The organism is Escherichia sp. KS167_9B (assembly GCF_030295215.1).
GTDB lineage: Bacteria > Pseudomonadota > Gammaproteobacteria > Enterobacterales > Enterobacteriaceae > Escherichia > Escherichia coli_F.
Window position 1 is genome coordinate 5027881 of sequence record NZ_AP025754.1, and the last position, 26301, is coordinate 5054181.

Sequence of the window (26301 nt, forward strand, 5' to 3'; positions counted from 1 at the left end):
AGCGCATGAAAAACAAACATTTTTTAAATATTCATTTTTATAAACAATATGTTATGTGATTATTTTGATTTATTTCCACTGCTTATTATCGACGGCTAAACTATTTTTTTGGCTGATACTGATATCGTCTTTAGCCGGGAAACGTCTGGCGGCGCTGTTGGCTAAGTTTGCGGTATTGTTGCGGTGACATGCCGACATATTTGCCGAACGTGCTGTAAAAACGGCTACTCGAACGAAAGCCTGCCGTCAGGGCAATATCGAGAATACTTTTATCGGTATCGCTCAGTAACGCGCGAACGTGGTTGATGCGCATCGCGGTAATGTACTGTTTCATCGTCAATTGCATGACCCGCTGGAATATCCCCATTGCATAGTTGGCGTTAAGTTTGACGTGCTCAGCCACATCGTTGATGGTCAGCGCCTGATCATAGTTTTCGGCAATAAAGCCCAGCATCTGGCTGACATAAAATTGCGCATGGCGCGAGACGCTGTTTTTGTGTGTGCGCGAGGTTTTATTGACCAGAATCGGTTCCCAGCCAGAGAGGCTAAATCGCTTGAGCATCAGGCCAATTTCATCAATGGCGAGCTGGCGAATTTGCTCGTTCGGACTGTTCAATTCCTGCTGCCAGCGGCGCACTTCAAACGGGCTAAGTTGCTGTGTCGCCAGTGATTTGATCACCATGCCGTGAGTGACGTGGTTAATCAGGTCTTTATCCAGCGGCCAGGAGAGAAACAGATGCATCGGCAGATTAAAAATCGCCATGCTCTGACAGTTTCCGGTATCTGTTAGTTGGTGCGGTGTACAGGCCCAGAACAGCGTGATATGTCCCTGATTGATACTCACTTTTTCATTGTTGATCAGGTATTCCACATCGCCATCGAAAGGCACATTCACTTCGACCTGACCATGCCAGTGGCTGGTGGGCATGATATGCGGTGCGCGAAACTCAATCTCCATCCGCTGGTATTCCGAATACAGCGACAGCGGGCTGCGGGTCTGTTTTTCGTCGCTGCTGCACATAAACGTATCTGTATTCATGGATGACTCTCTTTCCTGGAATATCAGAATTATGGCAGGAGTGAGGGAGGATGACTGCGAGTGGGAGCACGGTTTTCACTCTCTTCCCAGAGGGGCGAGGGGACCGTCCGAGCATTCTGAGGCCGAAAACTCTGCTTTTCAGGTAATTTATTCCCATAAACTCAGATTTACTGATACTTCACGCAGGATCTGAGTTTATGGGAATGCTCAACCTGGAAGCCGGAGGTTTTCTGCAGATTCGCCTGCCATGATGAAGTTATTCAAGCAAGCCAGGAGATCTGCATGATGTCTGCACCCAAAATTACATTTATCGGCGCTGGTTCGACGATTTTCGTTAAAAATATTCTTGGTGATGTGTTCCATCGCGAGGCGCTGAAAACGGCGCATATTGCCCTGATGGACATTGATCCCACCCGCCTGGAAGAGTCGCATATTGTGGTGCGCAAGCTGATGGATTCAGCAGGGGCCAGTGGCAAAATCACCTGCCACACCCAACAGAAAGAAGCCTTACAGGATGCCGATTTTGTCGTAGTGGCATTTCAGATTGGCGGTTATGAACCTTGCACGGTGACTGATTTTGAGGTCTGTAAGCGCCACGGTCTGGAACAAACCATTGCCGATACGCTGGGGCCGGGCGGTATTATGCGCGCGCTACGTACCATTCCTCACCTGTGGCAAATTTGCGAGGACATGACGGAAATCTGCCCCGATGCCACCATGCTCAACTATGTTAACCCAATGGCGATGAATACCTGGGCGATGTATGCCCGTTATCCGCATATCAAACAGGTAGGGCTGTGCCATTCGGTGCAGGGAACGGCGGAAGAGCTGGCGCGTGACCTCAATATCGACCCGGCTACGCTGCGTTACCGTTGCGCAGGTATCAACCATATGGCGTTTTACCTGGAACTGGAGCGCAAAACCGCCGACGGCAGTTACGTGAATCTCTACCCGGAACTGCTGGCGGCTTATGAAGCAGGGCAGGCACCGAAGCCGAATATTCATGGCAATACTCGCTGCCAGAATATTGTGCGCTATGAAATGTTCAAAAAGCTGGGCTACTTCGTCACGGAATCGTCAGAACATTTTGCTGAGTACACGCCGTGGTTTATTAAGCCAGGTCGTGAGGATTTGATTGAGCGTTATAAAGTGCCGCTGGATGAGTACCCGAAACGCTGCGTCGAACAATTGGCAAACTGGCATAAAGAGCTGGAGGAGTATAAGAACGCCTCCCGGATTGATATTAAACCGTCACGGGAATATGCCAGCACAATCATGAACGCTATCTGGACTGGCGAGCCGAGTGTGATTTACGGCAACGTCCGTAACGATGGTTTGATTGATAACCTGCCACAAGGATGTTGCGTGGAAGTGGCCTGTTTAGTTGATGCTAATGGCATTCAGCCGACCAAAGTCGGTACGCTACCTTCGCATCTGGCCGCCCTGATGCAAACCAACATCAACGTACAGACGCTGCTGACCGAAGCCATTCTTACGGAAAATCGCGACCGTGTTTACCACGCCGCGATGATGGACCCGCATACTGCCGCCGTGCTGGGCATTGACGAAATATATGCTCTTGTTGACGACCTGATTGCCGCCCACGGCGACTGGCTGCCAGGCTGGTTGCACCGTTAAGAGGTAATCGCTTCCGGCGCTCTGGTGATTAAGCCAAAGCGCCGTAGCTGGCGGTAATGAAAGCGAGCGAGGAACATCACCGTCGTTAATGCACCAAGTAGCGCGCAGAACATATCGGATTGTGTGTCCCATTGGTCGCCTTGGGTACCGAGAAAATCATCCGCTCCCTGACCCATTGCCAGCGCTGCCCACCACTCGATTAATTCATACATCGCGCTTATCGCCAGCGCCACGCAGCAGACCAGAAACGCCACCATTTTACGTCCGCGCACGTACATCCCGCGAACGAGAATTTCTCGCGCCACCAGTGCAGGCACCAGCCCCTGGAAAAAATGCCCCAGCTTGTCATACGGATTACGGCTCAATCCCAGCCATTCTTGCACGTCAAAACCAACGGGGACTTTCGCGTAGGTGTATTGTCCGCCGACCATCAGGATGATGGCATGAAAGAAAATGAGCGTATAGAGCAGCGGCGTTAACGGGTAACGTCTGGCGGTGGCAAGCAGTAGCGGCACGACAATAATCACCGGCGTCACTTCCATCAGCCAGGTGAGTTTGTCATGGGCCGAAATGCCGGTATAAATCAGGATTAACGTTAGCGCCAGTGCGCCGGTGTTAAGAATTAACGGCTTGAGTGTGCGGGTCATGGTGAGTTCGCAAGTCAGGAAAAATACTGACTATTCACCAGCAAGCGTGAAATTACAATCGCAAAAGAGGTGGCCCAGGGGGATCACCTGGCAGCATGCTGCCAGGCGCTGGGCCGAAGAGGTTACTTAGTGCAGTTCGCGCACTGTTTGTTGACGATTTGCTGGAAGAAGTCGTTGCCTTTGTCATCGACCAGGATAAACGCCGGGAAATCTTCTACTTCGATTTTCCAGATAGCTTCCATACCCAGCTCCGGATAAGCGACGCATTCCAGATGCTTGATGCTCTGCTGCGCCAGTACCGCCGCCGGACCGCCGATACTACCGAGGTAGAAGCCGCCGTGTTTATGACACGCGTCGGTGACCTGCTGACTGCGGTTACCTTTCGCCAGCATGATCATGCTGCCGCCGTGGGATTGCAGCAGATCCACGTAGGAGTCCATACGACCTGCGGTGGTTGGGCCAAGTGAACCTGATGGATAACCGGCAGGCGTTTTCGCCGGACCCGCGTAGTAGATCGGGTGATCTTTGATGTACTGCGGCAGTTCTTTACCGGCGTCAATCAGCTCTTTCAGCTTGGCGTGTGCAATATCTCGACCCACGATAATGGTGCCGGTGAGCGACAAGCGGGTGGATACCGGGTATTGCGAAAGCTGGGCGAGGATCTCTTTCATCGGGCGGTTAAGGTCGACTTTCACCGCTTCGCCTTCACCGGCCTGACGCAGTTCTTGTGGAATGTACTGGCCTGGATTGTGTTCCAGTTTTTCGATCCAGATACCTTCGCGGTTGATTTTCGCTTTAATGTTACGGTCAGCGGAGCAGGAGACGCCCATACCTACCGGGCAGGATGCGCCGTGACGTGGCAGACGGATCACGCGGATGTCGTGCGCGAAGTATTTACCGCCAAACTGCGCGCCAAGGCCGAGTTTCTGGGCCTCTTCCAGCAGTTCCTGTTCAAGCTGGACATCGCGGAACGCCTGACCATGTTCGTTCCCTTCGGTCGGCAGTTCATCGTAATAGTGAGCGCTTGCTAACTTGACGGTTTTCAGGTTGGTTTCCGCAGACGTACCGCCAATCACAAACGCGATATGGTACGGCGGGCAGGCTGCAGTACCGAGTGTACGCATTTTCTCGACGAGGAAGTTTTTCAGTTTGCCGGGAGTCAGCAGGGCTTTGGTTTCCTGGTAGAGATACGTTTTATTGGCAGAGCCACCGCCTTTGGCGACGCAGAGGAATTTGTATTCGTCGCCATCTACCGCGTACAGGTCGATTTGCGCAGGCAGGTTCGTGCCGGTGTTGACCTCTTTGTACATGTCCAACGGCGCGTTTTGTGAGTAACGCAGGTTATCTTCGATATAAGTGTTATAGACACCTTTCGACAGCGCTTCTTCATCGCCACCGCCGGTCCACACACGCTGACCTTTTTTACCGACGATGATCGCGGTGCCAGTATCCTGGCAGGTTGGCAGCACGCCTTTGGCGGCGATTTCTGAGTTTCTTAAGAATTGCAGCGCCACGTACTTGTCGTTTTCGCTGGCTTCTGGATCGTGAAGAATAGCAGCAACCTGTTTCTGGTGTGCCGGGCGGAGCATGAACGAAGCGTCATGGAAGGCTTGCTGCGCCAGCAAGGTCAGGGCTTCTGGTTCCACTTTCAGGATGGTTTCGCCGTCGAAGTCGGCAACGCTAACGTAATCGGACGTGAGTAGATAGTATTCGGTATTGTCTTTCCCCATCGGGAAAGGTGCCTGGTAGATAAAGGGTTTGTTTGACATAGCTTCCAGCCTGTAACTCTGTATTTGTTATTCGAAAATGGCGTGCCGCGCAGTCACGGGCGGCACGCTAAGTGCATTTATAAGAACCCGTACATCGCAGCGAAGATCCAGCCGAAGACGCACGATACGCTCACACCAATCAACCCCGGCAGAATAAAGCTGTGGTTGATGACGAAGCGACCGATGTGGGTGGTGCCGGAACGGTCAAACTGAATCGCTGCCAGGTCGCTCGGATAAGTCGGCAGGATGTAATAACCATAGCAAGCCGGTGCTGAAGCCACGATGTATGCCGGGTCAACGCCGATCGCCAGCGCGACCGGAACAATCGCCGCTAGCGCCGCGGCCTGAGAGTTTACAAACTTGGAAACCAGCAGCAGAACAATGGCATAGGCCCACGGATACTCTTTCACCATTTCACCCAGTACGCCCTGAATTTCAGACATATGCGCACCGAACATGGTTTCCGCCATCCATGCGATACCGTACACCGCCACGATGGCGATCATACCGGAACGGAAGACTTCGTTTTTTGAGATAGACGCAGGATTGGTTTTGGTCAGGATAATAATCAGCGCCCCGGTTAGCAGCATAAACATCTGAATAACCAGTACCATCGACAGCGGTTTGCCACCGAAGGATGGACGCAGGTCCGAATCAGCACCAAGAAGTGCAACTACAGCGATTGCCCCGAGGAAGATCCACATTGCCAGCCAGTTGCTTTTCGGCAGTTTTTTATCCAGCAGCGTCGCGGTATCACCGTAAACATACTCACGGTTTTCCGGTACGGAGATGAATTTCTGGAACTCTTCATCTTTATCCAGATCTTTACCGCGGAACCAACTGAAGATACCGATCGCCAGGATACCGATTAACGTCGATGGAATGGTGATTGCCAGCAGGTCAAGGAACTCAAGATGGCGACCATCAAAGGTGACATTACCCAGCATCGCAACCAGAGATACGACCGCAACCGACACTGGGCTTGCGATAATCCCCATCTGTGCACCGATAGAACTTGCCGCCATCGGACGTTCCGGACGGATGTTGTTCTTAATAGCAACGTCGTAGATGATCGGCAGAATGGTGTAAACCACGTGGCCCGTACCGCAAAGAATGGTCAGCGTGCAGGTTACAAACGGTGCGACAATGGAGACATATTTCGGATTGCGGCGCAGCAGCTTCTCGGCAATTTGCAGCATGACATCAAGACCGCCCGAAGCTTGCAAGGTCGCCGAGGCCGCCACCACCGCAATGATAACCAGCATGACATCAACCGGTGGTTTACCTGGCTGAAGGTGGAAGACGAAGACCAGAATGACCAGGCCGATACCGCCTAATAAACCCAGCGCGATACCGCCCTTTCTGGCACCATAAAACAGACATATCAGTATTATGATAAGTTGGATAGTAAATAACATGTGTAAACCCTCGCGATAATCCTATTTAAATTTTTGCTGAATAGATCACAGTCACGTTCTGTTTTGTATGAACTGTTTTCAGAGCTTGACTAAATATCCGTTTGGTCGTTACCGGCTTGAGTAAATACCTCACAGTGAATATTGGCTGATTAAAGCAGCGGCAAATTTATGCACTGTGATAAGCGGTTTTTTCAGAGAGAAATACTCTCTGGCGATGGGTTTATAGTTTGTACTACGCAGATGTTAATGTTTTGTTTGCTGTTATCTTATTGATATTTATCGGTCTGTTTTTTGTTCTCAGGGCAGATATCATTAGGTTTATAGATTAATCTGATCTACCCATTTGTGGGTAAAAATACACATAATGTGGGTGACATAATAGTTAATTAACTTTTGTTAGCGTTTTGAAATTAAAAACACCGTTCACCTGAAGAGATATTAATTTTTAGCGATGATGGAGGGATAATTATATTTGATCTGGCACAAGTTTTACTGATGAACGATGTAACTTGTGCCAGGGGTATTTTGCATTACGGTAATAATTATTACTTACAGATAACCAGCGATCCGTTATTGGCAATATTGTTTCAGTAGTGAGTAGTGTTCTGCCTGAATACGGTAACGGTAAACTGGACGCCCCGTGACGCCATAATGGATACTGGTGAACAAGATGTGGCAGTTGACCAGCCAAATGAGGTATTTACGGCAGGAAACACGCGAGATGTTAACCTCGTTAGCCAGCTCGTCGGTTGAAAACTCATAGTCCTGATGCGCGTCAATCCACTGGCACAGCGTGCGTAACGTCTGCGGCGTTAAGCCTTTTGGCAAGCGACGAGGATCCTGCTCGTTGGAGCTGCTGCCGTGGATTAGCTGATCAAGCTCGGCCTGGTCATAATACTGATGTTTTTCCAGCGCCATTTTCTTTTGCCGCCAGCCGGTGAGCGCCTCTTCAAAGCGGGTAGCCTGGAAGGGTTTGATCAGGTAATCCACGACTCCGTAATGCAGCGAATCTTTAATGGTTGCCGCATCGGCAGCGGAGGAGATGACAATCACATCACTTTTGCAACGTGCGTTATGCAGGACAGGCAGTAAATCGAGCCCGTTCTCTTTTTGCATATAGATATCGAGCAATATCAGGTCGATAGGCGTATCGCTATTGAAGATAATCTCTTTGGCTTTCTCCAGCGTCGAGGCCGTTCCACAGCATTGAAAGCCTGGGATTTGTGCCACGTATCGGCGATTCAGCTCCGCGACCATTGCGTCGTCATCGATAATTAATACATTGATCATCTGTTCGACCTCTCCCCGTCCCAGGGTATCTGGACAAAAAATTGTGTGAAAATCCCGGGTTCCGATTCCACGGCGATGCTGCCGCCGAGATTTTCTACCTGTTGTTTGACAAGTGCTAAACCGACGCCTCGCTCGCTTCCTTTTGTCGAGACACCTTTGTCAAAAATGTGATCGATTTTGTCGGGTGCGATCCCCGGTCCATCATCGTTAACTTCACAGTGCAGCCAGCCGTGACGGTAGTGCAATGTTACGCTAATTTCGCCACCGGGTTCCGGCCCTAATGCTTCCAGCGCGTTTTCTATCAGATTTCCCAACGTGGTAATCAGCGTCGCGACCTGGTCCTCACTGCCGCTGTCTGGCAGCTGGCTTTCACTGTTTAAAATCAGCGTATGGCCTAAATCGGTCGCGCGGTTAATCTTGCTGATTAAAAAACCAGCGATAACCGGAGATTTGATCTTACCCAGCAGAGAGCCAATCTCTTCCTGATAGTTATTGGCTGTTTTGAGAATGTAATCTTCCAACTGCTTATAACTCTTCAGATGCAATAATCCGAGAATCACATGCAATTTATTCATAAATTCGTGGGATCGTTCACGAAGTGCGTCAGCATAGTTGACCAGACCGTCGAGTCGCTGCATCAGTTTACGTACTTCAGTTTTGTCCCTGAAGGTTGAAATGGCACCGATGATAACGCCATTACTGCGCACCGGAACGGTGTTGATCAGTAATAGCCGATCTTTAATCGTAATCTCTTCGTCGCGCCGCGGGGTACCGTCGCGTAACACTTCCGAGACATCTACCACCTGTGACCACGAGTGGCTTAGCGTCGACAGTTTCTCATCGTCCTGCGACTTACGGTAATTCAGCAATTCTTGTGCGGCATCGTTGATCAGCGTGACCTCGCCGCGATCGTCCACGGCAACGACGCCTTCTTTGATAGACTGCAACATAGCCTGGCGTTGCTCAAACAGCGTGGAGATTTCGTAGGGTTCCAGGCCGAAAAGGATTTTTTTCAGTACTTTAACCAGAATGCAGGTGCCAATCAGCCCGACCAGCATGCCAAATAATACCGACCAGATGATGCTCCAGCGACTGTCATTGATCTGTTGGGTCACGCGACTTAACTCAAGGCCGATCGCCACCACGCCAATTTGTTTATGATTTTCATCGTAGATGGGGGTAAATACGCGTAAAGCCTGCGCCAGAAAACCGCGATTGATAGCGACATTTTCTTCGCCATTCAGCGCTTTAAGGATGTCATCACCTTTAAATGGCTGACCAATACGCTGGGCTTCAGGATGCGAGTAGCGAAGACTTTGCATATCGGTAACGACAATAAACAGCAGATCGTTGCGTTTGCGCACGGCTTCCGCGATGGCCTGGATGCCGCTCTCCTGCGGTTTTTTCTGCAAGCCCTGACGGATTTCCGGCGAGTCGGCGAGGGTACGCGCCACTGCCAGTGCCTTGTTGGCTAGCCCGTCTCGCGTCATATCACTGATTTGCGAGAAGTAAATCAGATGCACCACCAATAGCACCGAGAACAGTACCGCGCTGACCATTAAGATCACAGTGGTACTCAATTTCATCGGACGTTTGCGTAACATACGGTAGGGCAATGAATGTCTCATCAGCTTCCTTGTGTGACAAATTTCTTAAGCATTATCTCTGATGAGGCGGGTAATTCAAAGGGAGTAAGAATGATTGGCTATATAGGGGAAGAGACTCTGGCAACGGAAACTGCCAGTGCTGTATGAAGATTCCGGGGCTATGCTTATAGTGAAAACCATACTGATGAGAGAGGGAAGGTCATGGATCAGGCGCTACTGGACGGGGGTTATCGCTGTTATACCGGCGAAAAGATCGATGTCTATTTCAACACTGCAATATGTCAGCATTCTGGCAATTGCGTACGTGGCAACGGCAGGTTATTTAACCTCAAACGTAAGCCGTGGATCATGCCGGATGAAGTTGATGTCACCACTGTAATGAAAGTGATTGATATGTGCCCGAGCGGCGCGCTGAAATACCGTCATAAATAAGCGAGGGTAAAATGGAAATACGCGAAGGCCACAATAAATTTTACATTAATGACGAACAGGGCAAGCAAATTGCTGAAATTGTCTTTGTGCCGACCGGCAAGAATTTAGCGATTATCGAACATACCGATGTCGATGAAAGCCTGAAAGGGCAGGGGATTGGTAAACAGCTGGTTGCGAAAGTCGTGGAAAAAATGCGTCGGGAAAAACGAAAAATTATCCCATTATGTCCATTTGCGAAACACGAATTTGATAAAACGCGTGAGTATGATGATATTCGCAGTTGATGGGAGAGTACAGAGTCACGATATTTTTCATGCTCTCCGCGGTGTGATGCAGGAGAGAATCTGAAGGGTAGGGGGATGAACAAAGAATGGTCAGAGAGAGCGTTTTCTTGTCCCAAGTCATCCCCTTTACTGAGCAAAAAAAAAAGAATATCTCCTATATGAGAATCATCGATCGGGGTTAATAAGTTGTGCGGCCCCAGATCGTTTAATATTGATAGGAGTCATATTATGGAAGGTAAAAACAAGTTCAATACTTATGTTGTTTCTTTTGATTATCCATCATCTTATTCCTCAGTGTTCTTAAGGTTAAGATCATTGATGTATGATATGAATTTCTCCTCTATCGTGGCTGATGAATATGGGATACCACGACAATTGAATGAAAATTCCTTCGCAATAACGACATCGTTAGCCGCAAGTGAAATCGAAGATTTAATCAGGCTCAAATGCTTAGACTTACCGGATATTGATTTTGACCTCAACATTATGACAGTTGATGACTATTTCCGTCAGTTTTACAAGTAGTCAGGAAGGATAAGAAGAACATAAAAAATGGCACTATTCTCTAAAATATTAATTTTTTATGTGATTGGTGTGAACATATCCTTTGTCATTATCTGGTTTATCTCACATGAGAAAACACATATTCGTTTACTTAGTGCATTTCTGGTCGGAATAACCTGGCCAATGAGTCTGCCTGTGGCATTGCTTTTTTCTCTCTTTTAGGAGCTGTAGTTGAGTGGACCCGCTGGTTATCTTGAAACGAAGCGTCTCTCCTCGAAACTGGATTTGTGGAACGACGAACGAAGCAGTCGTCTGACTGCTTCGTTCGTTAAAATGAAATTTATTTCTGTGGACGCATCGCCGGGAAGAGAATAACGTCGCGAATAGTATGGCTGTTAGTAAACAGCATAATCATTCGGTCGATACCAATACCCAGACCCGCGGTTGGCGGCAGACCATATTCCAGCGCAGTCACGTAATCTTCGTCATAGAACATGGCTTCGTCGTCACCTGCAGCTTTAGCGTTAACCTGTTCCTGGAAACGTTCCGCCTGATCTTCTGCGTCGTTTAATTCGCTAAAACCATTACCGATTTCACGACCACCGATGAAGAATTCAAAACGGTCGGTGATTTCCGGGTTAACATCATTACGGCGCGCCAGCGGTGACACTTCTGCCGGATATTCCGTGATAAAGGTTGGCTGAATCAGATGTGCTTCTGCCACTTCATCAAAGATCTCCGTGACAATGCGTCCCAGCCCCCAGCTTTTCTCTACCGTAATTCCGATAGATTCAGCTAATGCTTTAGCAGCATCAAAATTATCCAGATCCGCCATATCGGTTTCTGGACGATATTTTTTGATTGCTTCGCGCATGGTGAGTTTTTCAAACGGTTTGCCGAAATCAAACACATGCTCGCCATAAGTGACTTTAGTGGTACCCAGTACCTCTTGTGCCAGGGTGCGGAACAGTGACTCCGTCAGTTCAATCAAATCATGGTAATCCGCATATGCCATGTAGAGTTCCATCATTGTGAACTCAGGATTATGGCGAACAGAAATACCTTCATTACGGAAGTTACGGTTGATTTCGAATACCCGTTCAAAACCGCCTACAACCAGACGTTTCAGATACAGCTCCGGCGCGATACGCAGGTACATATCTAAATCCAGAGCGTTATGATGGGTAATAAACGGGCGAGCAGATGCCCCACCTGGAATTACCTGCATCATTGGGGTTTCTACTTCCATAAAACCGCGAGCGACCATGAACTGACGGATAGCGGCCAGAATTTTTGAACGGACAACAAACGTTTGACGGGATTTATCGTTAGCGATGAGGTCCAGATAACGTTGACGATAACGGACTTCCTGATCCTGTAAGCCATGGAATTTATCCGGCAATGGACGCAGTGCCTTAGTCAGCAGGCGTAACTCAGTACAGTGAATGGAAAGCTCACCAGTTTGCGTCTTAAACAGCGTACCGCGGGCACCGATAATGTCGCCGAGGTCCCATTTTTTAAACTGATCATTATAAACACCTTCTGGCAGGCTATCTCTTGCAACGTACAGTTGAATACGGCCACCGACATCCTGCAACGTTACAAAGGAGGCTTTCCCCATGATACGACGGGTCATCATTCGGCCAGCAACCGAGACTTCAATGTTTAAGGATTCCAGTTCCTGGTTATCCTTCGCATCAAACTCTTCGTGCAACTGGTCAGAGGTATGGTCGCGGCGAAAATCATTAGGAAACGCCACACCTTGCTGACGCAGTGCCGCCAGTTTTTCGCGGCGATTTCTCAGTTCATCGTTAAAATCAATAGCCTCATTGGCTCCCCGTGTTTCTTGTTCAGACATTTTGGTTCCTCTAAATCCAGCTTTCAATTTAGCGTAGATAAAGAGACAGATCGGTACACTGTATTATCTGCCTCGACTATTAATAACTCAGTTTATCTTATCGAAACTAACGCTTACCTCAAGTTGATATCACTAATAAATAACCATAAAAATGGTTTAAATGACTTATTAATCTCAATTTAATAGTGTGATAAACTGAAAGTTAATTTATTCATAACCAATTGTTTTTACGACAGTTAATCGTTGCTCTCCTGTATCATATTCGTCGGCGTGCTAAACAGAAAACGGGCAGCAAAGGCCAATACGACGATGATCGCGACACAAGCCAACGTCCACTCTCCCATCTGAGAAAAGAATCGCTGGTAAGCTGCAATTGCCATACCGCTAATTTGCGACTCTGTCGTCTGCTGTGCCACTACGCCTGCCAGCCAGTTGGCGACCGCGCCTGTTGCCAGCATATAAATCCCGGTTAATACGCCAGACATTTTCAGACGCGTGATTTGCGCAATCGCCACCGGGTCAATAAAGAGTTCGGCAAAGCCCATTAGCGCCAGCCCGGATATCATCACGCCCATTGACGCTTGACCGTCAGCCGCTGCATGTCGGGCATCAAATGCCAGCAACATAAAGCCACAAGCCATCAGCAGTAAGCCAAAGGCAAACTTCAGCCAGACGCGCAATGTTGAGTTGCCGTGGCTTTCTGGCGACGCCAGCCAGGCCAGAACAACCCCAGCGAGCATCACCGCAATTGCGTTCACTGACTGGAATAGTGCAGTAGGTACTTCAATATTGAATGCCTGACGATTCACAAAGCGATCGATAAACAAACTGATGGTACTGCCGCCCTGTTGTGCCAGTACCCAGAACAACGTCCCGACAAACATCAACAATACAATTTGCCAAAGAGCACGACGGTGTTCGGGGTATTTGATCATCATGCGGGCAATGATTTGTGCAGCAATAAGGCAAACGATCGCCAGCAAATATCCGGACCAGTCGTTCTCCAGCAGTAGGGTAAAAAATACTGGGGCTAAACAGAGCATCACCACTAACCAGCTCCATACCGGTAAGGCAAATTTCACGCGAGTGAGCGCTTTTTTATCCATACTACGCGTTGACTGGAAATGACGATGACCGCTTAAGAAAATCAACAAACCGATAAACATGCCGCCACCCGCAAGGGCAAAGCCAACATGCCATCCATACCACTGAGCAGCCAGGCCGCAGGCGATGGGGGCTGCGATAGAACCGATATTGCCCGCAGCATACAGCAGCGAAAAACCGCCATCACGTCGATGATCGTTCTCGTCGTAGAGCTCGCCAAGCAAACAGCTGATGTTTGATTTGAATAAACCGTAGCCACAAATAATGATTGCCAGCGCCAGATACAGGCTAAAGGTTGAATTTGTATCAATGCCCAGCACTACATGGCCAAGGGTCATTAACAGCGCGCCGGCAATTACCGCAGTACGATTGCCGAGCAGGCGGTCGGCAAGCCAGCCGCCGAGAATAGGGGTAACGTAAACCAGAGATGCATATGCGCTGAACAGGCTGATGGCATGGTTATCATCAAAACCAAGCTGATGGGTGAGATAGAGAATGAGTAAGGCACGCATGCCGTAAAAACTGAAGTACTCCCAGATTTGGATCGCCACGATATAGTATATCGCGCGCGGCTGTGAGGGTGTTTTCATGTGTTCTCCTTATGAGCAAAAAAGGGAAGTGGCAAGCCACTTCCCTTGTACGAGCTAATTATTTTTTGCTTTCGTCTTTCAATACCTTAACGGTATAGCGACCATCAGCCTGACGGTATGCACCGTGAATATCGGTTTCAAAGCCCGGATAGTGAGCGCCGATTTCACACAGCATCTGCAGGAACTCCAGCACCGGACGGCTTTCTTCGGTGATCATTTCACCCGGCATTACCAGAGGAACTCCCGGCGGATACGGAAGGATCATATTGGCGTTAATACGACCTACCATTTCGTCGAGGTAAACTTCTTCGGTCATACCGTGCAGCTCTTTCTGGAACGCAGCATATGGAGTCATTACCATAGTCGGCAGCACTTCAAATGCGCGATACATCAGATCCGGCAGATTGTGGTGAACAATCAGTTTGTGGATATTCTGAGCCAGTTCCTGAATACGCATGTTTTCATAGAATTCAGGATCTTCACGATACAGAGACGGCAGCATGTTTTTCACACGCAGGTTCAGGTCGAACGCACGTTTGAAGTCAGTCAGAGCACGCAGCAGGCTCAGTGCTTTGGTCTTATCGATACCGATGCTGAACAGGAACAGCAGGTTATACGGACCGGTTTTCTCAACAACGATGCCATGTTCGTCGAGGTATTTCGCCACGATGCTGGCCGGAATACCGAAGTCGCTCATGGTGCCGTCTTTTTCCATCCCCGGAGTCAGCAGGGTGACTTTAATCGGGTCAAGATACATGTGCTCATTGTCGATGTTCTTGAAGCCGTGCCAGGAGCTGTCAGAACGCAGCGGCCAGCATTCAGTGGTATCGATATGATCCGGCTGCCATACATCAAAGAACCAGCCATCAGATTCCGTTCTCAGGCGTTTGATCTCTTTACGGAACTTGATCGCACGTTCAATGGAACCGTTGATCAGACGCTTACCAGCATTACCTTTCATCATCGCCGCAGCGGTTTCAGTGGACGCCACGATACCGTAGTGCGGAGAAGTGGTGGTGTGCATCATGTAGGCTTCGTTAAAGGTTTCTTCGTTTACATCACCTTTAACGTGGATCATGGAAGCCTGAGAGAACGCCGCCAGCAGTTTGTGAGTAGACTGGGTTTCGTAAATCACTTTCCCTTCTACACGGCCACCGCTCATACCGCATTTACCTTCGTAAATCGGTGAGAAGTTGGTGTAAGGCACCCACGCGGAGTCAAAGTGGATGGATTTCACATCCAGCGTTTTCTTAATGAAGTCGGTGTTGTACAGCAGGCCATCATAGGTAGAGTTAGTAATTACGGCATGTACCGGCCAGGTCGCGTTTGGTGTTTCTTTTACGCGCTTAGCAATGGTAGCGTGCTGGAATTCACTCTGTGGGATACCACCAAGAATACCGTAAGCGTTACGGGTCGGGCGGAAATAGATTGGCGTAACATCGCTCATCATCATCAGGTGGGTCAGCGATTTGTGGCAGTTACGGTCAATCAGAATGGTGCTGCCTGCCGGAGCAGAGTACATACCAACAATTTTGTTCGCAGTGGAAGTACCGTTGGTCACCATGTAGCTGCGGTCTGCGTTAAATACGCGAGCGATATACTGTTCTGCTTCTTTGTGTGGACCACTGTGATCCAGCAGAGAACCCAGTTCAGATACTGAAATGGAAATATCAGATTTCATGGTGTTCGGACCAAAGAAATCATAGAACAGGCTACCTACCGGGCTTTTCTGGAATGCAGTACCGCCCATGTGACCAGGAGTACAGAAAGTATATTTACCTTCACGAACATATTTAAACAGTGCTTTGGTCAGCGGAGGCAGAATAGTGTTGATATATTCGTCAGTGGTCTGCTTGATCTTGTTAGCAATATCATCAGCAGCACCCAGCGCATATTCAAAGAAGCTAATCTGTAAACGCAGGTCATTCAGGCTGACATCGAGAGTGGAATACGTATTAGCGAACGCGTACAACGGCAGGTTCTCGTTCATTTTGCTAATTTCTTCGCACAGCTCGAGATTATATTTATCCCAGTCAAAAATAACACCGCACAGACGCGCATTGTTTTCGATCAGTTTTAATAAGTCGTCACGGTCATTCGGGTAAACAATCTGGAAGTTCAGACGTTCAAGCGCGCGATGAAGTTCACGGATGGGTTCTTCTTTAAAATAAACCCCCATGTGATTCAATATTGCAATAACGTTCATAGTCATATCTCCAGGTAAAAAAGGCCCCTCCCAACACATGGGACAAAATGAAAGGAGGAGCCTCGGAAAATACTTTTAATTAATGTGCGTTAGACGCTGTGTGGTTATCCATTGAGTGGCTCTGGCGCTCGTGCATTTTGCGAGCGTAGAACATCAGGATAATCAGGCTGACGATGAAGGTACCTGCCAGCTCGAAGGAGCTTGCGCCCATTAGCGCGATGAAGCAGAACACGCAACCCAGTACAGAGCAGATCAGGCTGACAAAGTTGCGGATGTTAACGCCTTCAAAACGAATCAGGTCAACGCAAGAGTAGAAGTACGGCAGCATAGTCAGCAGTACTGCGATACCGGTCAGTTCACCGAACAGGTCAGATGCTTTACCACCGGCAGAGTTCATCAGAGTGATGAGGATCATCAGGGCAGTCATTTTCACTGCAGCCAGCAGCAGACCTTTTTTCGGAATACCGTTGCTGTCGACTTCACCATAAACTTTCGGGAAGTTACCGTCGTTAGCGGCACGCACACCTGCCTGACCTACCAGCATCATCCAGGAGCCCAGAGAAGTCAGGCACGCAAAAGCGGTGAATGCAGAAACCATCGGCGCAGCCCAGTTACCCAGGATAGTAGAAGCACTGATTGCAAACGGAGCACCGGAGCCTGCCATTACAGAAGACGGATACATACCGGAAAGCACCTGAGTCGCAGCGATGTAAACAATACCTGCTAAACCAGTACCCAGCATGGTTGCCAGCGGAACGGTACGTTTCGGGTTTTTAACCATACCAGTACTTACCGCTGCGGATTCAACACCCACGAAGGCCCACAGGCAGAGCAGAATACTTTTAATGATCGCATGACCATCAGTAGTACCTGCGGTATTCCAGTTAGCAGCATAAGTTGCAGCATCAAACCAATGCCAGCCAACAATAGCAGTCATAACTACAGGAATAAGAACCAGCACCAGACCAATAGTGGTTAAACGGCTTACCCAGGTACCGCCGAGCATATTTACAAAGGTAAATACCCAGACGATAGCAATACAAGCGATACCCGCCGGAACAGGATCATTTAATACAGGGAAGAAGGTGGAAAGATAAGATACAGCGGTAATACCAATCGCCAGGTTACCAATCCAGTTAGCATGGTAATAAAGAACACCTGTCTGAAAACCAAATGCAGGAGAAATTTCTCCGGCATAAGCAATTGGGCCACCTTGTTGCGGGTTTTTTGTTGCCAGTCGGGCATATACATAAGCCAACGACATTGCACCAATAATAGAGATAATCCAACCCCAGATAGCAATACCACCGATACTTGCAAGGTTCGCAGGCAATAATGCAATGCCGCTCCCCATCATATTACCGGCAACAACACCGGTACAGGCAAATAGCCCGATCTTCTTGGCAGAACTCATGCTCTTCTCCTAATTTCATTTTTGAATTTGGAGTCCGGGTCATGATGCGTAACTATTTACTGACCAGACCAAACTGGCGACAAGATTACTCAAAAAAAAAGATTAATCCTAAAGATTAGGTGAAATAACACAAAAGTTTCTGTAAGTGAGAACTTGAGGTTTTTTATTAACACATCAGGATCGCAAGTTGATATCATGAAAAGATAAACATTCAATGTTTACAATAGATTGCAGAATATTCCATGGTTAAATTTATGTGATAAAAATTATGCGGCAAATAAATTGCCGCAACATATTATACCAACAATAACATACAAAAAATCAACAACAAATATTCCCGAGCATGAGTCAACCCGGGAGTCACTTATTCTGAGGCGAGAAATTTGTCGAGATAAGGTACAACATAAGGAACAGAAGTCTGGAATATACCATTTTCAATCCAGTAAAGGGTGTTTGCCCCTGGGCGTAAATTAAAGGCGGTGAGATATGCATCAGCTGCTTCCCGGTTCATCCCCTTCATTTCATAAACCTTGCCAAGCAACACATAATTTAGCCAGGACATTTCAAGATCAATGCCAGTATTTATCGCCTGGTAAGACTCATCTGTTTTACCTTTTACCAGAGCACTGACCGCTTTTATTTGATATATAATGGACAGGTTGTTCAATTCCGGCAGTGTAACAATGTTATCTATTTCTGTATTCAGTGCTGCTAATTGTTTTTCATCTAAAGGATGTTGAGAATGGCGCACGATATCAACTAATGCTTTTTCTGCTCTCGCGTAGGTAAATTCGGGGGATGATTGAACAATCTCACCTAGTAATTCACTGGCACGGTTCAATGATTTATCATCGCCATGCAGTAAATAATCATGTGCCTGATAAAAATTAGTTAATAACGCACCACGATGAGGCAAAATTTGCTGGAGCATCTCCTGCATTCGTTGTGGCCACGGTTGGTTTAACGCTTTTGATAAACTCTCCAGTAAATCATTTTGAATCGCCAGCTGATTACCGTTAGTGATGACATAACGTTTATCCAGCATGGTTGAACCATCTGCATTGTCTACCAATTTTACCGACATAAAGCATTGTTGAGCACGGTATTGGCGCTGATTAACAAACGCAATAGATAATGTTTTACCGGAACTGCTCGGTTCATCAATGTTGTAGTTGATTTTGTCATGCACCATAAAGGTGGAGAAGGTGTTAAGTGATGTCGCCACCAAATCACCCACGCCTATCGCGTAAGAGAGCTGATACGGGGAACTCCAGCTGTTACAACTTTTATTTACCATATTAATGTCAATATCGCGTGGATTGAGCAAAATACGCGATTTGCTCATAGGAAGACGTGTATCAAGACTTGAAAACGCTACCAGTGCTACACAGATACCTAACGACAACAGGAAAAAAAACCATACCCAAAAGGTAGTGAATCGTTTGCTTTTAACTGGGGATTGTTCAGGTGGTGTTGCGGTGTTTTGAATGTTAAGACTTTGGGAGGGAGAATCTGTGTCAGGAACCGCCTCTGGTATAGGGGGAGGCGAAGATAGCATTATTTCCTCTCCCTCTTCTTCGCTGTACCAGATAACCGGCACCATTAATTTATAGCCGCGCTTTGGTACAGTAGCGATATAGACAGGACTATCTTCATCATTATCTTTTAATGACTTACGTAGTTCTGAGATACTCTGCGTCACAACGTGATTGGTGACAATACTTCTCTTCCAGACATTATCGATAAGTTCATCCCTGCTAAGTACTTCGCCACTGTGTTGAGCAAAGAAAACCAGAAGATCGATTAATCTCGGCTCAAGGGTAAGTTGACGCCCATTGCGGCTAATTTGGTTTATGGACGGAGTAACAAGCCATTCGCCAACGCGAACTACAGGTTGTTGCATAATAGAAACTCATTCGAAAAGGGAATGGTTCAATGATAATTGCCATGACCTATTTTTACCATCTATAGATGGGTTTATTTACATATTGTTGGTGAATGTAAGACGTTATTTTTACCCGCCATAAACTTCTTGATTACATAGTATTACGAAAGGAGTTTACTGAGAACCAGAAGTAATATTCCTTATCATCAAAATTCATCATCTTTGCCAAAGAAAAATGTTCAGAAAATAATCCATGGAAAATTTCTCAGAGCACTTACTATTTTCATGGATTATTAGTCTTTGCATGAGCAAACGAACTGAGACATTACTCTTTGTTCTCATTCAGAAAATCTCATCAGTCGGCGTTCTGCCCGAGGTTGTGCTTTATATATGTCATCGGCAACGATACCGTTAAGCTCTTGATGACATCATTTGATTTTCAACTGCATCACGCAGCCGCACGACATTTCGTGAGAGTCATTCATAGCTTAGGGATAAATTTCCCAGAGCTGGGGTATACCCGTAACATGCTGGCGATTAGGGAAAATTTGGTTGAGATTGTTAGAAATGATTTGAAGGCAGAACGCTTAAATCACATGGCGTCCTGAAACGAAAAACGGACCTCCGTGGAGGTCCGTTTATATGAATTTGGTGCCCGGACTCGGAATCGAACCAAGGACACGGGGATTTTCAATCCCCTGCTCTACCGACTGAGCTATCCGGGCAACGGGGCGCATTAAACCGTAATCTGCACATCTCGTCAACCTAATTTCAGTAAAAGCGATTCAACTGCTTAAGATTGCGGCAAATCGCTTCTTTTCTGTGTTTCTGTCAGGTCAGTGCGCCACCCTGGCGGCAGCGAGCGAAGCGCAGGATATCTTCTGCCAGCCGATGTGCGGTGTCGACATCCGCGTGGCTACGATTCACCAGCATTCGGCTTAAACAGCCTTCCAGCACCAGTTCCATCTGCTTTGCTACCATCGCCGGATCGTCAACTTCCAGCGTGGTTAACAGTTCGTGGGTGAAATCGTAGGCCGCGCTTTTTTGCTGATCGGCCAGTTGATGAATAGGGTGGCCAGGATCGGGATAAAACGTACAGGCAGCGATAAACAGACAGCCCGGATAGCGGTTGTTTTTAACGCACTCCGATAGCGCCTGATAACGCGCCAGCAGCTTTTGTTCGGCGGTTTGCGTTTCGTCCAGCATCAGCTGACGACGCCAGACATCTATCTGTTGGCTAAGATAGCGCAGCGCATCATAGAGGATTGCCTCTTTGTCTGGCCAGAAGCGGCGTAGCTCGTCCAGTGGATAATCCACACGTTCAGCAACCATCTCCAGCGTGGTGTTGGCAATCCCTTGTAATTCTAATAATTTCAGGGCTTCTCCCAGTACATCTTCACGTTGCACGCTATTTTCCTCCGTCTTTCCCACTGCAAGTGTCGTTCACGGTTGGCGATCGCGCAAATGTGCGCTGAAGGTTTCAGCATCCATAAAGCCCGTGACGCGTGCTTGTGGATGCTCCTGGCCTTGTCCGTCAAAAAAGAGAATTGTCGGTAGGCCAAGGACATTGAGATGTTTTAACAGCGCCACATCTTGGGCGTCGTTGGCAGTGACGTTGGCTTGAAGTAAGACCGTGTCTGCTAACGCTTTTTGCACCTGAGGGTCGCTGAAGGTGTATTTCTCGAACTCTTTACAGGCGACGCACCAGTCAGCATAGAGATCTAACATCACTGGTTTACCTTTGGCTTCGGCGAGTGCCTGATTTAATTCATCCACCGTTTTGATTTGCGTAAAGTTGAGATGCGCCTGAGTTTGCGCAATGTTAGTTGCACCAAATGCCCAATCCTGTAATGGGCGCACGCTAACCAGCGCCGCCGCCAGCAGTATAATTTGTACAATGCGCATCCAGCTACGTTTGGCCTGTAAGCTGGTGATAAAGGCCCAGCCAAAGAACGCGACGCCAAGCGCCGACCACAAGCGTAATCCCCATATATCACCAATCACTCGCTCCAGCAGGAAGACCGGCAGTGCGAGGATCACAAAACCAAACGCGGTTTTGACTTGTTCCATCCACGGGCCGCTTTTCGGCAGCAAGCGGTTACCAAAGACGGTAATTAGCATCAGCGGCAGGCCCATGCCCAACGCATAGAGATAAAGCGTGCCGCCGCCCAGCCACATGTTCCCGCTTTGGGCGATATACAGCAGAATCGCGCTAAGCGGTGCGGTGGTGCATGGTGAACAGATCAGTCCGGCAATCGCCCCCATAACAAACACACCGCCAGGTGAGCCGCCCTGTTGGCGATTGCTCATCAGCGTGAGGCGCGTTTGCAGCGAAGAGGGGAGTTGCAGGGTAAACAAGCCAAACATTGACATCGCCAGCAAGGTAAAGACGATAGCGAGGCCAATGAGCACGTATGGGTGCTGTAGCGCCGCCTGGAACTGTAACCCTGCGGCGGCAACCACCAGACCCAGTGCCGTATAGGTCAGTGCCATCCCCTGCACATAAATAAAGGTCAGCAACAATGCTCTGGCAGTGGAGAGCCGCTGTTTACCGCCCAGCACGATGCCAGAAATCAGTGGGTACATTGGCAGCACGCATGGCGTAAAGGCGATACCAATACCGATCAACAACGCCCAGAGCGCGGAAAAGGGCAATTGCGCGGTGGGCTGCTCTTGCTGCGGAACAGACACAAGCTGTGACGCTGCGTTGTTGGCGACCACTTCGCTTAACGGAACGGTTTTGGTTTCTGGCGGATAACAGAAACCAGCATCAGCACAGCCCTGGTAGGTGACAGTTAACGTCGCTCCCGCACTCGCCTGGTTGATGGTTACGGGAAGCGTCAGCCGATCGCGGTAAATCTCGCTTTTGCCGTAAAACTCATCTTCATGCCAGACGCCTTGCGGCAGCTGCACGTCGGCAATTTTCGCGTGTTCCGGCGTAATACGGACCTGTTTACGGTAGAGGTAGTAACCGTCTTTGATCTGCCAGGTCAGATTAAGATCATGTTGGTTTTGCTGAAAATCAAAAGCAAAGGCTTGATCCGCGGGGACAAATTGTGAACGTCCCGGCGCGTCGAATAATCCGGCAAAAACGGAAGTGCTGCAAAGTAGCAGGATCAGCGTAAAGATGCGTTGAGCCATGAGAGGTAATCTGTGTCTCCGTGTGTAACAGGTAAAACCAGAAGTTCCGGGGTTTGATATGGATGATGAGACTTCAGGCATTCCAGCAGTGCCTGCTGGTGAGATACGGTAGTTTTTAAAATCATCTGTACTTCGTATTCTTGCTCCAGCTTACCTTCCCAGTAATAGAGAGAGGTCGCGCCGGGGATCAAGGTCGCGCAGGCTGCCAGTTTTTCCGCCAGCACTTTGGCGGCTAAATCCTGGGCTGTCGCTTCATCCGGTGCGGTACATAGCACCACGACAGACACGGTATTCGAACTTTTTTCATCAAGCATAAACACCTCGCAAGAACAGATGGAACCGCAAGAGAGAGGTCACTATACAACGGACGGGGGAAGGATGTTAGTCGGCGGGAAAGAAAGCGGGGCCTGAAGCCCCGCGATTGGTCATTACAGCATGAAGCTACCCAGCAAGAAGCCGAAGCAAACAGCCAGGGCAACACCCAGAGTACCCGGGATGAAGAACGGATGGTTGAAGACGAATTTACCGATACGGGTAGTACCCGTGTCATCCATCTGTACCGCAGCAACCAGCGTCGGGTAGGTCGGCAGAATGAACAGACCAGACACCGCAGCGAAAGAAGCAACAGCGGTCAGCGGAGAAACGTTCAGTGCCAGAGCCATCGGCATCAGTGCTTTTGCGGTTGCAGCCTGAGAGTACAGCAGAGCAGAAGCAAAGAAGAAGATGACGGCCAGCAGCCACGGATGACCCTGAATCACTTCACCAGCGGTATCTTTGATCCAGTCGATGTTGTTGGAAACGAAAGTATCGCCCAGCCACGCAACACCCAGGATACAAATACAGGCGCTCATACCTGCTTTGAAGGTGCTGGAGTTGAGGATGTTGTCGGTATCGACTTTACAGATAACGGTGGTCAGAGTTGCAACGCTGAGCATGATGATCAGGATTGCGTTGGTGGTGTTCATCAGCGGTTTTTCAACCAGACCCATGCTTGGGCTGTTGATGATTGCATAGATAACAACGCCAACTACGCCCAGCAGGAACAGCCAGACGGACGTTTTTGCACCGGATTTGATTTCAATCTGCTTTTCACCGCGCAGTTCAACCAGGCCCTCTTCCAGACGCTTGCGATAAATCGGATCGTCAGAGAGTTTGGAGTTGAACAGCATAGTGACCAGGAAGGACATCACCAGAACCGCCAGCAGGGTGGACGGGATGACCACGGAGAGCAGATGGAGGTAGCTGATGCCATGACCTTCCATCACGGAAGACATGTAAACCACTGCTGCTGAGATTGGCGATGCGGTGATCGCAATCTGCGCGGATACCACTGCAGTAGACAGCGGACGGCAAGGTTTAACGCCTTGTTCCTTCGCAACTTCAGCGATAACTGGCAGTGTCGCCAGAGAGATGTTGCCAGTACCAGCAAAGATAGTCAGGAAATAGGTCACGATCGGTGCGAGGATCGTGATGTATTTCGGGTTACGGCGCAGCAGCTTTTCTGTCTGATGAACCAGATAGTCCAGACCGCCAGCAACCTGCATGGCAGAAATAGCGGCGATAACCGCCATGATAATGGAAATGACATCGAACGGGATGTTACCGGGTTTAACGCCAATAGCGGCAAGAACCAGCACCCCCAATCCGCCTGCAAAACCAATACCTATTCCCCCCAATCTGGCGCCCAAGAAGATCGCCAGCAAAACTATGATGAGTTCTACAACTAGCATATTAGCCTTCCTTGTTTTTTAACAAGTTGATATTAGATTGTTATTTTTAAGTTACTGCTCACAAGAAAAAAGGCACGTCATCTGACGTGCCTTCTTTATTTGTACTACCCTGTACGATTACTGTTCGCTTTCATCAGTATAGCGTTTTGCTTTGTAAGCCGGGTGCATCAGATTCTGTACGGAGAAAATATCGTCAAGTTCCGCTTCAGTCAACAGACCGCGTTCCAGAACGACTTCACGTACACTCTTACCGGTTTCGGCACAGATTTTACCCACGATGTCACCGTTGTGGTGACCGATGAACGGGTTCAAGTAAGTAACGATACCGATAGAGTTGTAAACGTAACCTTCGCACACTTCTTTGTTAGCAGTGATGCCGTTAATGCATTTTTCCAGCAGGTTGTAGCAAGCGTTGGTCAGAATGTGAACGGATTCGAACATAGCCTGGCCAATGACCGGCTCCATAACGTTCAATTGCAGCTGACCTGCTTCTGCTGCCATGGTAACAGTGGTGTCGTTACCGATGACTTTGAAGCATACCTGGTTAACCACTTCCGGAACAACCGGGTTTACTTTAGCTGGCATGATGGAAGAGCCCGCCTGCAGTTCCGGCAGGTTGATCTCGTTCAGGCCGGCACGTGGGCCAGAAGAGAGCAAGCGCAGGTCGTTACAGATTTTGGACATCTTCACAGCCAGGCGTTTCAGCGCGCCGTGAACCATAACATAAGCGCCGCAGTCAGAGGTCGCTTCGATCAGGTCTTCAGCCGGTACGCATGGGAAGCCAGTGACTTCAGCCAGTTTTTTCACTGCCAGCGGAGAGTACTCTTTCGGCGTGTTCAGACCAGTACCGATTGCTGTTGCGCCAAGGTTAACTTCCAGCAGCAGTTCAGCGGTACGTTGGATATTTTTCACTTCTTCTTTCAGCAGGATGCTGAAAGCGCGGAATTCCTGACCGAGGGTCATCGGTACTGCGTCCTGCAGCTGGGTACGACCCATTTTCAGGATGTCCTGGAATTCGACAGCTTTACGTTCAAAGCCTTCACGCAGTTGGTTAATCGCATCTACCAGCTTAATCAGGGAAGAGTAAACTGCGATACGGAAACCGGTCGGGTAGGCGTCGTTAGTGGACTGACATTTGTTAACATGGTCGTTCGGGTTCAGGTACTGATATTCACCTTTCTGGTGACCCATCAGTTCCAGACCGATATTGGCCAGCACTTCGTTGGTGTTCATGTTTACGGAAGTACCTGCGCCGCCCTGGTAGACGTCTACCGGGAACTGATCCATGCATTTTCCGTTGTTCAGGACTTCATCACATGCGGCAATGATGGCATTCGCTACACTTTTAGGAATGGTTTGCAGCTCTTTGTTTGCCATAGCTGCGGCTTTTTTAACCATTACCATACCGCGAACAAATTCAGGAATATCACTGATTTTGTTGTTGCTGATATAGAAGTTTTCAATCGCTCTCAGAGTGTGAACACCATAGTAGGCATCAGCTGGAACTTCCCTGGTACCCAACAGATCTTCTTCGATACGAATGTTGTTTGACATGTGAACCTTCTTTTTCAAGCTGCCAATGATTTGCTTTAAACACACAGAATATATGTGGTTTCGAATGTTTTTCGACCGACGATTATCCCCTGCATCGACCGAATACCCGAGATCATATGCTGCTTGAGGATTTCTACCGTAATCTGGATCACTTTAAGTGTCGGTTTTTACCCCTTAATTATTAATTTGTG

At 48.5% G+C, this 26301-nt stretch carries 21 protein-coding genes and 1 tRNA gene; 5 read left to right on the forward strand and 17 right to left on the reverse strand.

The annotated features are described in order from the left end of the window. Nucleotides 1–130: 130 nt before the first annotated feature. A complete protein-coding gene (gene melR / locus QUE34_RS24955; protein WP_257855034.1) occupies nt 131–1063 on the reverse strand; it encodes a transcriptional regulator MelR in 933 nt (310 codons plus the stop codon). Between the two features lie 258 nt (nt 1064–1321). On the opposite strand from melR, the gene melA reads away from it, so the two are divergent. Continuing rightward, complete coding sequence (melA, locus tag QUE34_RS24960; protein WP_032304332.1) at nt 1322–2677, forward strand: alpha-galactosidase; 1356 nt, start codon at nt 1322–1324, stop codon at nt 2675–2677. Here melA and QUE34_RS24965 read toward each other — a convergent pair. From QUE34_RS24965 to QUE34_RS24985, 5 genes are all read right to left on the reverse strand, one after another. Continuing rightward, a complete protein-coding gene (locus tag QUE34_RS24965; RefSeq protein WP_032304334.1) occupies nt 2674–3324 on the reverse strand; it encodes a DUF2238 domain-containing protein in 651 nt (216 codons plus the stop codon). The genes melA and QUE34_RS24965 overlap by 4 nt on opposite strands. 122 nt (nt 3325–3446) lie before the next feature. Next, nucleotides 3447–5093: a class I fumarate hydratase gene (gene fumB, locus QUE34_RS24970; RefSeq protein WP_000066704.1), complete on the reverse strand. Its 1647-nt coding sequence runs from the start codon at nt 5091–5093 to the stop codon at nt 3447–3449. Between the two features lie 77 nt (nt 5094–5170). Then, the gene (gene dcuB, locus QUE34_RS24975) at nt 5171–6511 is read right to left on the reverse strand and encodes an anaerobic C4-dicarboxylate transporter DcuB (protein WP_000899522.1); all 1341 of its coding nucleotides are present in this window, start codon (nt 6509–6511) and stop codon (nt 5171–5173) included. A 570-nt stretch (nt 6512–7081) separates the two neighbouring features. Next, nucleotides 7082–7801, reverse strand: a complete 720-nt coding sequence (dcuR, locus tag QUE34_RS24980; protein WP_000611290.1) for a two-component system response regulator DcuR — start codon at nt 7799–7801, stop codon at nt 7082–7084. Further along, complete coding sequence (locus tag QUE34_RS24985; protein ID WP_001216477.1) at nt 7798–9429, reverse strand: sensor histidine kinase; 1632 nt, start codon at nt 9427–9429, stop codon at nt 7798–7800. Before QUE34_RS24985 ends, dcuR begins: the two co-directional genes overlap by 4 nt. 180 nt (nt 9430–9609) lie before the next feature. On the opposite strand from QUE34_RS24985, the gene yjdI reads away from it, so the two are divergent. The 4 genes from yjdI (at nt 9610) to ghoT (ending at nt 10850) form a co-directional block, all read left to right on the forward strand. Then, nucleotides 9610–9840, forward strand: coding sequence for a 4Fe-4S mono-cluster protein YjdI (gene yjdI, locus QUE34_RS24990; protein ID WP_032304336.1), 231 nt, complete (start codon nt 9610–9612; stop codon nt 9838–9840). 11 nt (nt 9841–9851) lie between these two features. Then, the gene (locus QUE34_RS24995) at nt 9852–10124 is read left to right on the forward strand and encodes a GNAT family N-acetyltransferase (protein ID WP_000405650.1); all 273 of its coding nucleotides are present in this window, start codon (nt 9852–9854) and stop codon (nt 10122–10124) included. 228 nt (nt 10125–10352) lie between these two features. Beyond that, nucleotides 10353–10649, forward strand: coding sequence for a type V toxin-antitoxin system endoribonuclease antitoxin GhoS (gene ghoS / locus QUE34_RS25000; protein WP_000398619.1), 297 nt, complete (start codon nt 10353–10355; stop codon nt 10647–10649). Nucleotides 10650–10676: 27 nt separating this feature from the next. Further along, entirely contained in the window at nt 10677–10850 is a 174-nt protein-coding gene (gene ghoT, locus QUE34_RS25005; protein WP_001173343.1) for a type V toxin-antitoxin system toxin GhoT, read from the forward strand. A gap of 118 nt (nt 10851–10968) precedes the next feature. Here ghoT and lysS read toward each other — a convergent pair whose 3' ends face one another. The 11 genes from lysS to aspA form a co-directional block, all read right to left on the reverse strand. Beyond that, nucleotides 10969–12486, reverse strand: a complete 1518-nt coding sequence (gene lysS, locus QUE34_RS25010; RefSeq protein ID WP_001295074.1) for a lysine--tRNA ligase — start codon at nt 12484–12486, stop codon at nt 10969–10971. A gap of 236 nt (nt 12487–12722) precedes the next feature. Continuing rightward, the gene (dtpC, locus tag QUE34_RS25015) at nt 12723–14180 is read right to left on the reverse strand and encodes a dipeptide/tripeptide permease DtpC (RefSeq protein ID WP_032304338.1); all 1458 of its coding nucleotides are present in this window, start codon (nt 14178–14180) and stop codon (nt 12723–12725) included. A 58-nt stretch (nt 14181–14238) separates the two neighbouring features. Further along, the gene (gene cadA / locus QUE34_RS25020; RefSeq protein ID WP_032304339.1) at nt 14239–16386 is read right to left on the reverse strand and encodes a lysine decarboxylase CadA; all 2148 of its coding nucleotides are present in this window, start codon (nt 16384–16386) and stop codon (nt 14239–14241) included. A 79-nt stretch (nt 16387–16465) separates the two neighbouring features. Next, nucleotides 16466–17800, reverse strand: a complete 1335-nt coding sequence (cadB, locus tag QUE34_RS25025; protein ID WP_000092915.1) for a cadaverine/lysine antiporter — start codon at nt 17798–17800, stop codon at nt 16466–16468. A gap of 364 nt (nt 17801–18164) precedes the next feature. Continuing rightward, nucleotides 18165–19703 carry a lysine decarboxylation/transport transcriptional activator CadC gene (cadC, locus tag QUE34_RS25030; RefSeq protein ID WP_001187201.1) on the reverse strand — a complete coding sequence of 513 codons (1539 nt, stop codon included), beginning with the start codon at nt 19701–19703 and terminating at the stop codon, nt 18165–18167. 631 nt (nt 19704–20334) lie between these two features. Then, nucleotides 20335–20410, reverse strand: a tRNA-Phe gene (locus tag QUE34_RS25035). Between the two features lie 106 nt (nt 20411–20516). Beyond that, on the reverse strand, nt 20517–21092 hold the full coding sequence (locus QUE34_RS25040) for a transcriptional regulator (RefSeq protein ID WP_001317578.1): 576 nt from the start codon (nt 21090–21092) through the stop codon (nt 20517–20519). Nucleotides 21093–21128: 36 nt separating this feature from the next. Continuing rightward, nucleotides 21129–22826, reverse strand: coding sequence for a protein-disulfide reductase DsbD (gene dsbD / locus QUE34_RS25045; RefSeq protein ID WP_032304345.1), 1698 nt, complete (start codon nt 22824–22826; stop codon nt 21129–21131). Then, nucleotides 22802–23140: a divalent cation tolerance protein CutA gene (gene cutA / locus QUE34_RS25050; RefSeq protein ID WP_032304347.1), complete on the reverse strand. Its 339-nt coding sequence runs from the start codon at nt 23138–23140 to the stop codon at nt 22802–22804. Before cutA ends, dsbD begins: the two co-directional genes overlap by 25 nt. 114 nt (nt 23141–23254) lie before the next feature. Next, nucleotides 23255–24556: an anaerobic C4-dicarboxylate transporter DcuA gene (gene dcuA, locus QUE34_RS25055; protein ID WP_000961957.1), complete on the reverse strand. Its 1302-nt coding sequence runs from the start codon at nt 24554–24556 to the stop codon at nt 23255–23257. A gap of 117 nt (nt 24557–24673) precedes the next feature. Beyond that, complete coding sequence (gene aspA / locus QUE34_RS25060; RefSeq protein WP_000069437.1) at nt 24674–26110, reverse strand: aspartate ammonia-lyase; 1437 nt, start codon at nt 26108–26110, stop codon at nt 24674–24676. Nucleotides 26111–26301: the final 191 nt, after the last annotated feature.